Annotated in this window: 14 protein-coding genes; 4 read left to right on the top strand and 10 right to left on the bottom strand. The window is 56.2% G+C overall.

Going from position 1 to position 13,263, the window contains the following annotated elements:
* Positions 1 to 14 precede the first annotated feature (14 nt).
* Entirely contained in the window at positions 15 to 344 is a 330-nt protein-coding gene (locus tag ACOTXI_RS11675) for a GIY-YIG nuclease family protein (protein WP_008501484.1), read from the top strand.
* On the opposite strand, the gene ACOTXI_RS11670 is transcribed toward ACOTXI_RS11675, so the two are convergent.
* A complete protein-coding gene (locus ACOTXI_RS11670) occupies positions 331 to 834 on the bottom strand; it encodes a GNAT family N-acetyltransferase (RefSeq protein WP_008501483.1) in 504 nt (167 codons plus the stop codon). The two genes, ACOTXI_RS11675 and ACOTXI_RS11670, sit on opposite strands and share 14 nt — an antisense overlap.
* Positions 828 to 1,352 (bottom strand): ubiquinone anaerobic biosynthesis accessory factor UbiT, encoded by a 525-nt coding sequence (gene ubiT / locus ACOTXI_RS11665; protein ID WP_008501482.1) that lies wholly within the window; start codon positions 1,350 to 1,352, stop codon positions 828 to 830. Before ubiT ends, ACOTXI_RS11670 begins: the two co-directional genes overlap by 7 nt.
* 211 nt (positions 1,353 to 1,563) lie before the next feature.
* Here ubiT and ubiU point away from each other — a divergent pair, with 211 nt between their 5' ends.
* From ubiU to ACOTXI_RS11650, 3 genes are all read left to right on the top strand, one after another.
* Positions 1,564 to 2,559, top strand: coding sequence for a ubiquinone anaerobic biosynthesis protein UbiU (gene ubiU / locus ACOTXI_RS11660; protein ID WP_008501481.1), 996 nt, complete (start codon positions 1,564 to 1,566; stop codon positions 2,557 to 2,559).
* A gap of 7 nt (positions 2,560 to 2,566) precedes the next feature.
* Complete coding sequence (locus tag ACOTXI_RS11655; RefSeq protein WP_008501480.1) at positions 2,567 to 3,445, top strand: U32 family peptidase; 879 nt, start codon at positions 2,567 to 2,569, stop codon at positions 3,443 to 3,445.
* 78 nt (positions 3,446 to 3,523) lie between these two features.
* Positions 3,524 to 4,531, top strand: a complete 1,008-nt coding sequence (locus ACOTXI_RS11650) for a luciferase-like monooxygenase (protein ID WP_008501479.1) — start codon at positions 3,524 to 3,526, stop codon at positions 4,529 to 4,531.
* 86 nt (positions 4,532 to 4,617) lie between these two features.
* On the opposite strand, the gene mtr is transcribed toward ACOTXI_RS11650, so the two are convergent.
* The 8 genes from mtr to rbfA form a co-directional block, all read right to left on the bottom strand.
* Complete coding sequence (gene mtr, locus ACOTXI_RS11645; protein ID WP_008501478.1) at positions 4,618 to 5,862, bottom strand: tryptophan permease; 1,245 nt, start codon at positions 5,860 to 5,862, stop codon at positions 4,618 to 4,620.
* 142 nt (positions 5,863 to 6,004) lie between these two features.
* On the bottom strand, positions 6,005 to 7,900 hold the full coding sequence (locus tag ACOTXI_RS11640) for a DEAD/DEAH family ATP-dependent RNA helicase (RefSeq protein ID WP_058655020.1): 1,896 nt from the start codon (positions 7,898 to 7,900) through the stop codon (positions 6,005 to 6,007).
* The gene (gene yrbN / locus ACOTXI_RS11635; protein ID WP_100122156.1) at positions 7,893 to 7,973 is read right to left on the bottom strand and encodes a protein YrbN; all 81 of its coding nucleotides are present in this window, start codon (positions 7,971 to 7,973) and stop codon (positions 7,893 to 7,895) included. Before yrbN ends, ACOTXI_RS11640 begins: the two co-directional genes overlap by 8 nt.
* Positions 7,974 to 8,080: 107 nt before the next feature.
* The gene (gene nlpI / locus ACOTXI_RS11630) at positions 8,081 to 8,965 is read right to left on the bottom strand and encodes a lipoprotein NlpI (RefSeq protein ID WP_008501476.1); all 885 of its coding nucleotides are present in this window, start codon (positions 8,963 to 8,965) and stop codon (positions 8,081 to 8,083) included.
* 108 nt (positions 8,966 to 9,073) lie between these two features.
* On the bottom strand, positions 9,074 to 11,212 hold the full coding sequence (gene pnp / locus ACOTXI_RS11625; protein WP_008501475.1) for a polyribonucleotide nucleotidyltransferase: 2,139 nt from the start codon (positions 11,210 to 11,212) through the stop codon (positions 9,074 to 9,076).
* Positions 11,213 to 11,454: 242 nt separating this feature from the next.
* Complete coding sequence (gene rpsO, locus ACOTXI_RS11620) at positions 11,455 to 11,724, bottom strand: 30S ribosomal protein S15 (RefSeq protein WP_003861789.1); 270 nt, start codon at positions 11,722 to 11,724, stop codon at positions 11,455 to 11,457.
* 154 nt (positions 11,725 to 11,878) lie between these two features.
* Complete coding sequence (truB, locus tag ACOTXI_RS11615) at positions 11,879 to 12,829, bottom strand: tRNA pseudouridine(55) synthase TruB (RefSeq protein WP_058655019.1); 951 nt, start codon at positions 12,827 to 12,829, stop codon at positions 11,879 to 11,881.
* On the bottom strand, positions 12,829 to 13,233 hold the full coding sequence (gene rbfA / locus ACOTXI_RS11610) for a 30S ribosome-binding factor RbfA (protein WP_003024988.1): 405 nt from the start codon (positions 13,231 to 13,233) through the stop codon (positions 12,829 to 12,831). The genes truB and rbfA overlap by 1 nt, the downstream gene beginning before the upstream one ends.
* Positions 13,234 to 13,263: the final 30 nt, after the last annotated feature.

The raw sequence follows: 13,263 nt of genomic DNA, 5'->3' as shown, positions 1-13,263 counted from the left end.
TTTCGTTCTCTCTCATGCTATGGTGCGTTCACCTTAACATACTGAATCTGTTTACCGTGTGCTGGTTTCTCTATCTTGTCCGAACCGCTGATAACGCACTCTACACCGGGATCACCACCGATGTGGCGCGGCGTTTTTTACAACATCAAACGGGGAAAGGGGCAAAAGCGCTGCGGGGGAAAGGAGAATTACAGCTCGCCTTTTCGGCGCCCGTCGGTGACCGATCGTTGGCGCTCAGGCTGGAATACCGCATCAAACAGCTGACGAAGCGCCAGAAAGAGCGCCTCGTGACCGGAGACGGCTCCTTTGAGGCGCTACGCGAGAGCCTGATTAAAAGCGATTGAAATGGTCGTGGTATTCAACCAGACCATTGACGCCGTTGAGCGCGTCGTCCGCCAGACGGTGCACCTGGAAAGCGGATTCCGTACCCGGCCAGCGGCAGCGCAGATCGTAATGCGCGGCCTGCTCGAAGCCCAAACGGCCATAGAATGCCGGATCGCCCAGCGTTACAACGGCCGCATAACCGAACTCATTGAGCGAATCCAGCCCTTCATAGACCAGCTGGCGCGCCAACCCCTGCCCGCGATAGTTTTCATCCACCGCCAGCGGTGCCATACCGACCCACTGCAGCTCTTCGCCCTGAACGATGACCGGACTGAAGGCAACATAGCCTACCACCTGACCTTCATCATCGGTGGCAACCAGCCCCAGCGTGATCAGGCCGTCTTCACGGAGATCGTGGACCAGTTGGGCTTCCGCATCGCTCTCAAAAGCGCGGCGTAATAACGCATCGATACCCGGTGCATCAATCCCAATTTCGACTCGAATCAGCATGGCTCACCTACTGAAGTGTGTTTACTGTCCGGCGGGGTTTTCAGCCCGGCCTCAACGAAATCTGCCATTTGCATTAACATCACGCGCAGCGCTTTCGGCATCTGCTCCAGCTCAATGGCATCCATTAAATTCTTAACGTACAGGCCCAGCTCCGTGTCGCCTTCAATCACCAGACGGCGCTGGAAGAAGAGCGTATCCGGATCCTGCTTGCGCGCGGCGATCATCAGCAGATCGCTGGCGTTGGCGCTAAAGCTCACGTCCGCCTCGGCGGTTTCGCGGACGATCAGCTGGTCATTCTCAACGGAGGTAAACCAGCGCAGCCCGATGTCACGTACCTCAATGCTCAACCAGCGGCCTTCCAGGAATTCCAGCTCGCCATCCTGCAGCGCCTGGCGGAACTGCCAGCTCAGGACCTGCTCCAGCACCTGACGTTTAAGCGCGAACGGCGCCAGCTTTACCGGCACGCTCAGCATTGATGGGCCAAATTGTACGAGACGTGAACGCAGTTTATCCAGCACGAGCTTTACTCCCTGATATCTATAGTCCTGCTATTTTGCCATATCCGACGCATAACATAGCGGCGTAAATCAACAAACCGTCGTCCGGACAACCTCATTATTGGTGCCATCAATACGCCATTAGCTGCCTTAAATCAAAAATTGTCGCGTATGGGTTAATTAAAATCCCAGCTCGTTAACATTTTTGCGATCGACAACATCAGGATAAATTATGGAGCTGCTCTGCCCTGCCGGAAACCTTCCGGCGCTTAAGGCGGCCATCGAAAATGGGGCCGATGCGGTCTATATCGGGCTGAAAGATGACACCAATGCCCGCCATTTTGCTGGCCTCAACTTTACGGAGAAAAAGCTTCAGGAAGCCGTTAACTTCGTTCATCAGCACCGCCGCAAGCTGCATATCGCCATCAATACCTTTGCTCATCCTGACGGCTACGCCCGCTGGCAGCGCGCGGTGGATATGGCGGCACAGCTGGGTGCCGATGCGCTGATTCTGGCCGACCTCGCCATGCTTGAGTATGCGGCAGAACGCTATCCCCATATTGAGCGCCACGTCTCTGTTCAGGCATCTGCCACCAACGAAGAGGCCGTACGTTTTTATCACCGAAACTTTGACGTGGCCCGCGTGGTGCTGCCGCGCGTACTCTCTATTCATCAGGTTAAGCAACTCGCACGCGTCACGCCAGTGCCGCTGGAAGTTTTTGCCTTTGGTAGCCTGTGCATTATGGCCGAAGGCCGTTGCTATCTTTCCTCGTATTTAACCGGCGAGTCGCCAAATACCGTCGGGGCCTGTTCCCCTGCCCGCTTTGTCCGCTGGCAGCAAACGCCGCAGGGGCTGGAATCACGCCTGAACGAAGTGCTGATTGACCGCTATCAGGACGGTGAAAACGCCGGTTATCCCACCCTGTGTAAAGGCCGCTATCTGGTGGACGGCGAGCGTTACCACGCGCTGGAAGAGCCCACCAGCCTTAACACGCTGGAGCTGCTGCCGGAACTGCTGGCGGCCAATATCGCCTCGGTGAAAATTGAAGGTCGCCAGCGCAGCCCGGCATACGTGAGCCAGGTGGCGAAAGTGTGGCGTCAGGCTATCGACCGCTGCATGGCGGACCCGCAGAACTACGCGCCGCAGCTGGCCTGGATGGAGACGCTCGGATCGATGTCCGAAGGCACGCAAACCACGCTGGGCGCGTATCACCGTAAATGGCAGTGAGAAAATCATGAAATATTCATTAGGGCCGGTGCTTTACTACTGGCCAAAAGAGACGCTGGAAGATTTTTACCAACAGGCCGCCACCAGCAGCGCCGATGTGATTTACCTCGGCGAAGCGGTGTGCAGCAAACGCAGGGCGACGAAAGTGGGCGACTGGCTGGAGATGGCGAAAAGCCTGGCGGGAAGCGGCAAACAGGTGGTGCTTTCCACGCTCGCGCTGGTGCAGGCCTCTTCTGAACTGGGCGAGTTGAAACGCTACGTTGAGAACGGCGAGTTCCTGCTGGAAGCGAGCGATCTCGGCGTGGTGAACATGTGTGCCGAGCGCAAGCTGCCGTTTGTCGCGGGTCATGCCCTGAACTGCTACAACGCGGTGACCCTGCGCCTGCTGCTCAAACAGGGGATGACGCGCTGGTGCATGCCGGTGGAACTCTCCCGCGACTGGCTGGCAAACCTGCTCACGCAGTGTCAAGAGCTGGGCATTCGCAACAAGTTTGAAGTGGAAGTGCTGAGCTACGGGCATCTGCCGCTGGCCTATTCCGCCCGCTGCTTTACCGCACGCTCGGAAGATCGTCCGAAAGACGAGTGCGAAACCTGCTGCATTAAGTATCCGAACGGGCGCAGCATGCTGTCGCAGGAGAATCAGCAGGTGTTTGTTCTCAACGGTATTCAGACCATGAGCGGCTATGTCTATAACCTGGGCAACGAGCTGGCGTCGATGGACGGGCTGGTCGATATGGTGCGCCTGTCACCGCTGGATACCGGCGTGTTCGCGATGCTGGACGCCTTCCGCGCTAACGAAAACGGCGCTGCTCCGCTGCCGCTGACGGCAAACAGCGACTGTAACGGCTACTGGAAGCGTCTGGCCGGGCTGGAACTTCAGGCCTAAAAAAGGCTCACTTTGTTAACAACGGTTATCATTTTTTAATGCAGTATTAAAGATTCACCGTCGACAAAGTGAGCTGTTATGACTGACAAAACCCTTCCGTTTTCGGTGCTGGATCTGGCGCCGATCCCACAAGGCGCCTCGGCAAGAGAAGCCTTTTCGCACTCTCTGGATCTGGCTCAGCTGGCCGAAAAGCGTGGCTATCACCGCTACTGGCTGGCCGAACATCACAACATGGTGGGCATTGCCAGTGCCGCTACCTCGGTACTGATTGGTTATCTGGCGGCAAATACCACCACGCTGCACCTGGGCTCCGGCGGCGTGATGCTGCCGAACCACGCCCCGCTGGTGATCGCCGAGCAGTTCGGCACGCTGAATACCCTCTATCCGGGCCGTATTGATTTAGGGCTTGGCCGTGCGCCGGGCAGCGATCAGCCGACCATGCGCGCCCTGCGCCGCCATATGAGCGGCGATATCGACAACTTCCCGCGCGACGTGGCCGAACTGGTGGACTGGTTCGACGCGCGTGACCCGAACCCGCACGTGCGCCCGGTACCGGGTTACGGCGAGAAGATCCCGGTCTGGCTGCTGGGCTCAAGCCTCTACAGCGCGCAGCTCGCAGCCCAGCTGGGGCTGCCGTTTGCGTTTGCCTCGCATTTCGCGCCGGATATGCTGCATCAGGCACTGCATCTCTACCGCACGCACTTCAAACCGTCCGAGCGTCTGGAGAAACCGTACGCGATGGTCTGTATCAACATTATTGCCGCCGACAGCAATCGCGACGCGGAATTCCTGTTCACCTCCATGCAGCAGGCGTTTGTGAAGCTGCGTCGCGGTGAGACGGGCCAGCTTCCGCCGCCGGTGGAGAATATGCATCAGCTGTGGTCAGCTTCAGAGCAGTATGGCGTACAGCAAGCGCTGAGCATGTCGCTGGTGGGTGATAAAGCGAAAGTGCGTCACGGGCTGGAGGCGGTGCTGCGCGAAACGCAGGCGGATGAAATTATGGTTAACGGCCAGATTTTCGATCACCAGGCACGTTTGCATTCGTTTGATTTGGCCATGCAGGTGAAAGAGGAGTTGGTGGGGTAGCCTTTTTGCCAGGTGGCGCTTCGCTTACCTGGCCTACGGGGACGCGTAGGCCGGATAAGGCGTAGCCGCCATCCGGCACAAAATGTTTACTGGTACACCGGCAACAGATTAAAACTCGACAGCACATGTACCAGGGCATTGCCCGCGCCAAACACCAGGATCAGCGCAATCATCGGCTTGCCGCCCCAGACGCGGAATTTCGGGCTGCCGAAGCGTTTACGTGATTTGCGGGCCAACAGCGCCGGCACAATTGCCGCCCAGATGGTCGCCGCCAGACCGGCATAGCCGATGGCGTACAGGAAACCGTTCGGCCACAGAAGGCCGCCCACAATCGGTGGCAGGAAGGTCAGCAGCGCGGTTTTGAAGCGGCCCATCGCAGAATCATCAAAGCCAAACAGATCCGCCAGGTAGTCAAACAGGCCCAGCGTCACGCCGAGGAATGAACTCGCCACCGCGAAGTTAGAGAAGATCACCAGCAGCAGATCCAGGCTGCGGCTGTTCAGCACGCCGCTCAGGGCCTGCACCAGCACATCAATGTTACCGCCCTTCTGCGCAATACCGATAAACTCCGGGCGCGGGATATTGCCCATCGTCCCGAGCAGCCAGATGACGTACAGCGCCAGCGCCAGCAGCGTGCCGTAGACCAGACACTTCACAATCGTGCGCGGATCTTTGCCGTAGTACTTCATCAGGCTCGGCACGTTACCGTGGTAGCCAAACGACGCCAGGCAGAACGGCAGGGTCATCAGCAGGTACGGCGTATAGGAGGTATTCACTTCGGCAACGTTAAACAGCGTGGCAGGCGTCACGTGCCCCAGCAGGCTGCCGAAGGTCAGGAAGAAGGTGATGACCTTCGCGCCCAGCACGATCGCCGTCATCCGGCTCACCGCTTTGGTACTCATCCAGACGATAAACGCCACGCCCAGGGCAAAGCACAGCCCGGCCAGACGCGCCGGTACGTTCAGCGACATCTCCGAGAAGGTGTGATGCAGAATCGAACCGCTTGCCGAGATATACGCGTAGGTCAGGATATAGAGCACAAACGCGATGGACAGCCCGTTCACCAGGTTCCAGCCTTTGCCCAGCAGGTCTTTGGTGATGGTGTCGAAGCTCGCGCCAATGCGGTAGTTCAGGTTGGCTTCGAGGATCATTAGCCCGGAATGGAGCATACAGAACCAGGTAAAGACCAGCGCGGCCAGCGACCAGAAGAACCACGCACCGGACATGACCACGGGCAGGGAGAACATCCCGGCACCTATAATGGTTCCGCCGATGATCACCACGCCGCCAAGCAGCGAAGGTGACGTTTGGGTGGTGGTTAGTGTCGCCATACAGCCTTTTCTCCAGTCAATCATGCGGTTCTGCATTTTAATGTGACGCACTGTACCAGTACAAGAGTACAAAGGGAATAAAAAAAGCCCCGATAGCATGTATCGGGGCTGTATATTTTACTTTACGTCAGAAGCGTAAGGCTTACGCGTCACCGAAACGACGACGGCTGGTGCCTTCTTCACGACGCGGGCCACGGCTTTCACGGCGCTCGCCGGAGAAACGACGACCTTCACCACCGCGACCTTCGCTGCGACCGCCTTCACGACGCTCGCCGCCGAAACCGCGACCACCGCCACGACGTTCGCCGCCACGGTCAGGGCGTGGCTGTGCATCGCCCAGCAGCTGCATGTTCATCGGCTTGTTCAGGATGCGGGTACGCGTAAAGTGCTGCAGTACTTCACCCGGCATGCCTTTCGGCAGCTCGATGGTAGAGTGGGATGCGAACAGCTTGATGTTACCAATGTAACGGCTGCTGATGTCGCCTTCGTTAGCGATAGCGCCAACGATGTGACGAACTTCAACACCATCATCACGGCCCACTTCAATGCGGTACAGTTCCATATCGCCTGCGTCGCGACGTTCACGACGAGGACGGTCTTCACCACCACGCTCTGGACGGTCACCACGTGGGCCACGATCGTTACGGTCGCCACGACGTTCGAAGCGGTCGTCACGGTCACGGAATTCACGCTTAGGACGCATCGGTGCATCTGGTGGCACGATCAGGCTACGTTCGCCCTGAGCCATTTTCAGCAGTGCTGCAGCCAGGGTTTCCATGTCCAGCTCTTCGCCTTCAGCAACAGGCTGAATCTGCGACAGCAGCGCACGGTACTGATCCAGATCGCTGCTTTCCAGCTGCTGCTGTACTTTGGCGGCGAATTTTTCCAGACGGCGTTTGCCCAGCAGCTCTGCGTTTGGCAGGTCCGCTTCTGGAATGGTCAGCTTCATGGTGCGTTCGATGTTACGCAGCAGACGACGCTCGCGGTTCTCAACGAACAGCAGCGCACGGCCTGCACGACCCGCACGACCGGTACGGCCGATACGGTGAACGTAAGACTCGGAATCCATCGGGATGTCGTAGTTAACAACCAGGCTGATACGCTCAACGTCCAGACCACGTGCTGCCACGTCGGTTGCAATCAGGATATCCAGACGACCGTCTTTCAGACGCTCCAGAGTCTGCTCACGCAGGGCCTGGTTCATGTCGCCGTTCAGCGCTGCGCTGTTGTAGCCGCTACGCTCCAGGGCTTCAGCCACTTCCAGGGTCGCATTTTTGGTACGAACGAAGATAATCGCCGCATCAAAATCTTCCGCTTCCAGGAAACGTACCAGCGCTTCATTTTTACGCATGCCGTATACAGACCAGTAGCTCTGGCTGATGTCCGGGCGAGTGGTTACGCTGGACTGAATACGCACTTCCTGAGGTTCTTTCATGAAGCGTTTGGTGATACGACGAATCGCTTCCGGCATGGTGGCAGAGAACAGCGCGGTCTGATGACCGTCCGGGATCTGCGCCATGATGGTTTCAACGTCTTCGATGAAGCCCATACGCAGCATTTCATCTGCTTCATCCAGTACCAGACCGCTCAGTTTAGAGAGATCCAGGGTACCGCGCTTCAGGTGATCCAGCAGACGGCCCGGCGTACCGACAACAATCTGTGGGCCCTGGCGCAGGGCGCGTAACTGCACGTCATAACGCTGGCCGCCGTACAGGGCAACCACGTTTACGCCGCGCATATGTTTAGAGAATTCCGTCATGGCTTCTGCAACCTGAACAGCCAGTTCACGGGTTGGAGCCAGAACGAGGATCTGCGGTGCACGCAGGTCCGGATTAATGTTGTTCAGCAGCGGCAGCGAGAACGCTGCAGTTTTACCGCTACCAGTCTGGGCCATGCCCAGCACGTCACGACCAGAAAGCAGGTGTGGGATACACTCAGCCTGGATCGGAGATGGTTTTTCGTAACCCAGATCGTTAAGGGCTTCAAGGATAGGAGCCTTCAGGCCCAGATCTGCAAAAGTGGTTTCGAATTCAGCCATGTAGTACGAGTGCCTCAATGTCAATGGCGGCCAGTCTACTTAGCTCATCGTGAAAATGATTAGCAATTTTCATTGAAAAGTGTGAACCGGCTCAAAGTAGGTGTATTGACGAACAACAACGCCCTCACCAGTTAAGGTGATGGCAATCAAAAGATTACGGGCTGATGTTTATGTCGTCAGCTATTGCTGGTCCGATTCTGCCAGGTCGTCTTGCTCCTGGCCCAAGAGCGATAATTCCAACAATGCATAACGGTGCTCAACGAAGTTGTGTACGTTGTTAGCGACCGCTAATTTGAACAGTGCCGTAGCGCTGTCCTTATCCCCCAGACTTAGGTAGTACTTACCTAAATAGAAGTTGGTTTCACTGAGATGCTCAGCGAGCGAGGTGTTATCCGTTGCGTCCGCCTTGAGGCGTTCCATCAGCGTTGCTTCGCTAATGTTGCCCAGGTAGAACTCGACAATGTTCCATCCCCATTGTTCCTTGTCCGATTTATCGAAGCGCTGTTTCAGTGCCTCTTTTGCCTGCTTCTCATCGAGCTTCCGCTCAACGATGTAAAGCCACAGGCTACGGAAAGGATCATTAGGATCGTCTTGATAAAACGCCAGCAGATCATCTTGCGCTAACTTGTCACGACCGCCGTAATACAATGCGATACCGCGATTCAAGTGCGCGTAGTTGTAAGTTGGATCAAGCTCAAGTACAGAATCAAACGCTTCATAGGCAGCATCAAAATTGCCTGCCTGCGTTAAATAAATGCCTAAGTAATTGAATACTTCAGGCATATCAGGTCGGATAGCCAGCGCTTGTGAAAAATCATTTCGCGCCAATGCCCTCAGACCGAGACTATCATACAACACTCCGCGCTCATATAAAAGCTGTGCGCGTTCGTCATCGGTTAAAGCCCGACTGGCAAGTATTTGTTCCATGCGTGCCAGGATCACTTCCTGCTGCAAAGTCGGTTGCAATGGCACTGCGAGGACTTCGCTCTTACGCCAGGCAGAGTTGCTGCATCCTGCCAGCGTTAAAGCTGTCGCAACGAAACACCAGCGCAAAAAAGGCTTCATTTCCCACTCCCGAAGACAACTATTGGATGAACGTCCTGTCCCCCGGCGGCTTAACAAGGCGTCCTGCCTGATAATAGGCCCTCCGCAGAGCGGAGGGCAAATGGCAACTTACTCGCCTTGCTGTTCTGCTGCCTGTGCTTCTGGCGCAGCAGCTGGCTGAGACTGCTCGGTCGCTTCTTTAATGCTCAGACGGATACGGCCCTGGCGATCGACTTCCAGAACTTTAACCGGCACTTCCTGACCCATCTGCAGGTAGTCGGTCACTTTCTCAACGCGCTTGTCAGCGATCTGAGAGATGTGAACCAGACCTTCTTTACCGCCGCCGATGGCAACGAACGCACCAAAGTCAACGATACGGGTCACTTTACCTGCATAGACGCGGCCCACTTCGATTTCTGCAGTGATTTCTTCGATGCGACGGATCGCGAATTTCGCTTTCTCGCCGTCGGTAGCTGCGATCTTCACGGTACCGTCATCTTCGATTTCGATGGTGGTGCCGGTCTCTTCGGTCAGCGCACGGATTACGGAACCGCCCTTACCGATAACATCTTTGATCTTGTCTGGATTGATCTTGATGGTGTGAATACGCGGTGCGAATTCAGAGATATCACCGCGTGGCGCGTTGATAGCCTGTTCCATCACGCCCAGGATGTGCAGACGTGCACCCTTAGCCTGGTTCAGCGCAACCTGCATGATCTCTTTGGTGATACCTTCAATTTTGATATCCATCTGCAGCGCAGAGATACCGTCGCGGGAACCCGCTACTTTGAAGTCCATATCGCCCAGGTGGTCTTCGTCACCCAGAATGTCAGACAGAACAACATAGTTGTCGCCTTCTTTCACCAGGCCCATTGCGATACCCGCAACGGCGGCTTTGATTGGCACGCCTGCATCCATCAGCGCCAGAGAGGCACCACACACGGAAGCCATGGAAGAAGAACCGTTAGATTCGGTGATTTCAGACACCACACGTACGGTGTACGGGAATTTGTCTGCTTCTGGCATCACTGCCAGCACGCCGCGCTTCGCCAGACGACCGTGACCAATTTCACGACGCTTCGGCGAGCCAACCATGCCGGTTTCACCTACGGAGTACGGAGGGAAGTTGTAGTGGAACAGGAAGCTGTCTGTGCGCTCGCCCATCAGTTCGTCGATGATCTGCGCGTCACGGGCTGTACCCAGGGTCGCGGTAACCAGCGCCTGCGTTTCACCACGGGTGAACAGCGCAGAACCGTGAGTACGTGGCAGCACGCCAGTACGCACGTCCAGACCACGGATCATGTCTTTTTCACGGCCATCGATACGCGGCTCGCCAGCCAGAACGCGGCTACGAACAACGTTTTTCTCGATAGCGTGCAGGATTTCGCCAATTTCGTTAGCGTCCAGCGTTTCGTCTTCGGCAACCAGGGTCGCGGTTACTTCAGATTTGATCACATCAACCTGAGCGTAACGCTCCTGTTTGTCGGTGATGCGGTATGCATCGCTCAGACGAGATTCTGCCAGTGCAGCAACGCGTGCGTTCAGCGCGTCGTTGGCCGCTTCTGGCTGCCAGTCCCAACGTGGTTTACCGGCTTCTTTCACCAGGTCGTTGATGTTCTGGATAACAACCTGCTGCTGGTCATGGCCGAAGACCACAGCGCCCAGCATCTGGTCTTCGCTCAGCAGTTCAGCTTCGGATTCAACCATCAGCACAGCGGCTTCGGTACCCGCAACCACCAGGTCCAGCTTACTTTCTTTCAGCTCTTCCTGAGTTGGGTTCAGCACGTACTGGTCGTTGATGTAACCGACGCGCGCGGCACCGATTGGGCCATTGAATGGAATACCAGACAGTGACAGGGCAGCGGACGCACCGATCATCGCCACGATGTCCGGGTTAACCTGTGGGTTAACGGAAACAACGGTCGCGATAACCTGCACTTCGTTGACGAAGCCTTCCGGGAACAGCGGGCGAACCGGGCGGTCAATCAGACGCGCGATCAGGGTTTCGCCTTCGCTTGGACGGCCTTCACGACGGAAGAAACCACCCGGGATTTTACCGGCAGCGTAGGTACGCTCCTGGTAGTTAACGGTCAGCGGGAAGAAGTCCTGACCTGGTTTAGCTTTTTTCTGGCCCACAACGGTAACGAATACCGCGGTGTCATCCATGCTTACCATAACGGCAGCAGTCGCCTGACGTGCCATCATGCCGGTTTCCAGCGTGACGGTATGTTGACCATACTGGAATTTACGAACGATCGGATTCAGCAAAGTTCTGTCCTTTCTTAAATGTTTGACAGCACACCACCGGTGTGCTGTCGATTTGACCCGACCTTCTTCGCATCCTCGCGACTAATGACAACCAACACCCCCCTGGGTGAAGCCTCTCATTAGCCGCGCGAACCTCTGCAATGAAGATCATTTATAGCAACAATACAATAGTTTCCAGTGAATTGCTGCCGTCTGCTTGAAAAAAGGGGCCATCAGGCCCCCTTTTCTGAAACTCGCAAGACTTAGCGACGCAGACCCAGACGCTCGATCAGCGCGGTGTAGCGTGCAACATCTTTACGTTTCAGGTAGTCGAGCAGTTTACGACGCTGAGAAACCATACGCAGCAGACCACGACGGCTGTGGTGATCTTTTTTGTGCTCTGCAAAGTGACCCTGCAGGTGGTTAATCTGTGCAGTCAGCAGTGCAACCTGAACTTCGGTAGAACCGCTGTCGTTAGTACCACGACCAAACTCAGAAACGATTTTAGCTTTAGCTTCAACGCTTAGAGACATTTTCAAACTCCAAAGTATAAAGAATGTAAGGATGCCGATCTCTAATTCAGCAATCCCATGTACGCCCCGCAGATTGTTAAACAATTTACCAGGCGTTAAGCGGCGATATTCTACTCGTCTCCCCTGCTTATCGCAAGGTGAGCCGTTATTACCGTCACGCGTCGACCGGATATTCGACGACCAGACGACGCGGCGCAACGCGCCCTTCGCCATCCATTTCGCCCATGCCGATGAATTTCCCTTCGTCACCTTCAGTCACGCGTACCAGGCCTTCCAGCGGCGCATCTGACGTACGAACCGGGTTGCCGTTCTTAAAGTAAACGGACGATGTTAAAGGAAGATTAACAACCGGGAAGTCCGCAGCCGGACTGTCCATCGGCATCAGCAGTGGGTCGAGCAGCTCTGCCGGCGCGATCCCCTGAGATTCCGCCTGTTCAACCAGCTCGCGCAGATGTTCCAGGGTCACCATTCGCTCCACCGGGTACTTGCTCACCGCAAGGCGACGCAGGTAAATCACATGTGCGCCGCAGCCCAGCTTTTCACCGAGGTCATCAATGATGGTGCGAATATAGGTCCCTTTCGAACAGTGCACTTCCAGCTCCAGCTCATCACCTTCGTGGCGAATAAAGAGCAGCTCATACACGGTAATCGGACGGGCTTCACGCGGGACGTCAATACCCTGGCGCGCGTATTCGTAGAGTTTTTTGCCCTGATACTTCAGCGCCGAATACATCGACGGCACCTGCATCGTCTCCCCACGGAAGCTCTCCAGCGCCGCATCAAGCTGCTCCGCACTAAAGGTCACCGGACGCTCTTCCACGACCTGGCCATCCGCGTCGGAGGTATCCGTGCGCTGGCCCAGCTTAGCGATAACGCGGTAACGCTTATCGGAGTCGAGCAGGTACTGGGAAAATTTTGTCGCCTCTCCCAGACAGACCGGCAGCATGCCGGTTGCCAGCGGATCGAGCGCGCCGGTGTGGCCCGCTCGGTTGGCGTTAAAAATACGCTTCACTTTTTGCAGCACGTCGTTGCTGGAAGCGCCCTGGGGTTTATCCAGCAGCAGCACACCATGCACGTCGCGACCACGACGACGAGGACGACTCATCAGTCCTCCTTGCTGTCGTCCGCCGGGTTAACACGACGCTCATCGTCATGTTTCACCACGCTGGTCACCAGGTTGGACATACGCATACCTTCGACCAGCGAGTTGTCGTAGAAGAAGGTCAGTTCAGGCACGATACGCAGGCGCATCGCTTTGCCGAGCAGAGAGCGGATGAAACCAGAGGCTTCCTGCAGCGCTTTAATGCCGTTTTTCACTGCGGCTTCGTCCTGATCGTTCAGGAAGGTGACGAACACTTTTGCATAGGCCAGGTCGCGGGACATTTCCACACCGGAAACGGTGGTCATCATGCCGACGCGCGGGTCTTTGATTTCACGTTGCAGAATGAGTGCGATCTCTTTCTGCATTTCCTGCGCTACGCGCTGAGGGCGACCAAATTCTTTCGCCATAATAAATTCTCCAGACAAAAAAGGGGCTAA

Source organism: Enterobacter cloacae complex sp. BZL2005 (genome assembly GCF_049238885.1).
GTDB classification, from domain to species: domain Bacteria; phylum Pseudomonadota; class Gammaproteobacteria; order Enterobacterales; family Enterobacteriaceae; genus Enterobacter; species Enterobacter roggenkampii.
This window is presented reverse-complemented; position numbering and strand designations above follow the sequence as displayed.

Excerpts from the sequence above, each read along its gene's own strand:
- ACOTXI_RS11675 (WP_008501484.1), top strand. The coding sequence starts at position 15 with ATGCTATGGTGCGTTCACCTTAACATACTGAATCTGTTTACCGTGTGC.
- ACOTXI_RS11670 (WP_008501483.1), bottom strand. The coding sequence starts at position 834 with ATGCTGATTCGAGTCGAAATTGGGATTGATGCACCGGGTATCGATGCG.
- ubiU (WP_008501481.1), top strand. The coding sequence starts at position 1,564 with ATGGAGCTGCTCTGCCCTGCCGGAAACCTTCCGGCGCTTAAGGCGGCC.
- ACOTXI_RS11655 (WP_008501480.1), top strand. The coding sequence starts at position 2,567 with ATGAAATATTCATTAGGGCCGGTGCTTTACTACTGGCCAAAAGAGACG.
- ACOTXI_RS11650 (WP_008501479.1), top strand. The coding sequence starts at position 3,524 with ATGACTGACAAAACCCTTCCGTTTTCGGTGCTGGATCTGGCGCCGATC.
- mtr (WP_008501478.1), bottom strand. The coding sequence starts at position 5,862 with ATGGCGACACTAACCACCACCCAAACGTCACCTTCGCTGCTTGGCGGC.
- ACOTXI_RS11640 (WP_058655020.1), bottom strand. The coding sequence starts at position 7,900 with ATGGCTGAATTCGAAACCACTTTTGCAGATCTGGGCCTGAAGGCTCCT.
- yrbN (WP_100122156.1), bottom strand. The coding sequence starts at position 7,973 with ATGAAAATTGCTAATCATTTTCACGATGAGCTAAGTAGACTGGCCGCC.
- nlpI (WP_008501476.1), bottom strand. The coding sequence starts at position 8,965 with ATGAAGCCTTTTTTGCGCTGGTGTTTCGTTGCGACAGCTTTAACGCTG.
- rpsO (WP_003861789.1), bottom strand. The coding sequence starts at position 11,724 with ATGTCTCTAAGCGTTGAAGCTAAAGCTAAAATCGTTTCTGAGTTTGGT.
- truB (WP_058655019.1), bottom strand. The coding sequence starts at position 12,829 with ATGAGTCGTCCTCGTCGTCGTGGTCGCGACGTGCATGGTGTGCTGCTG.
- rbfA (WP_003024988.1), bottom strand. The coding sequence starts at position 13,233 with ATGGCGAAAGAATTTGGTCGCCCTCAGCGCGTAGCGCAGGAAATGCAG.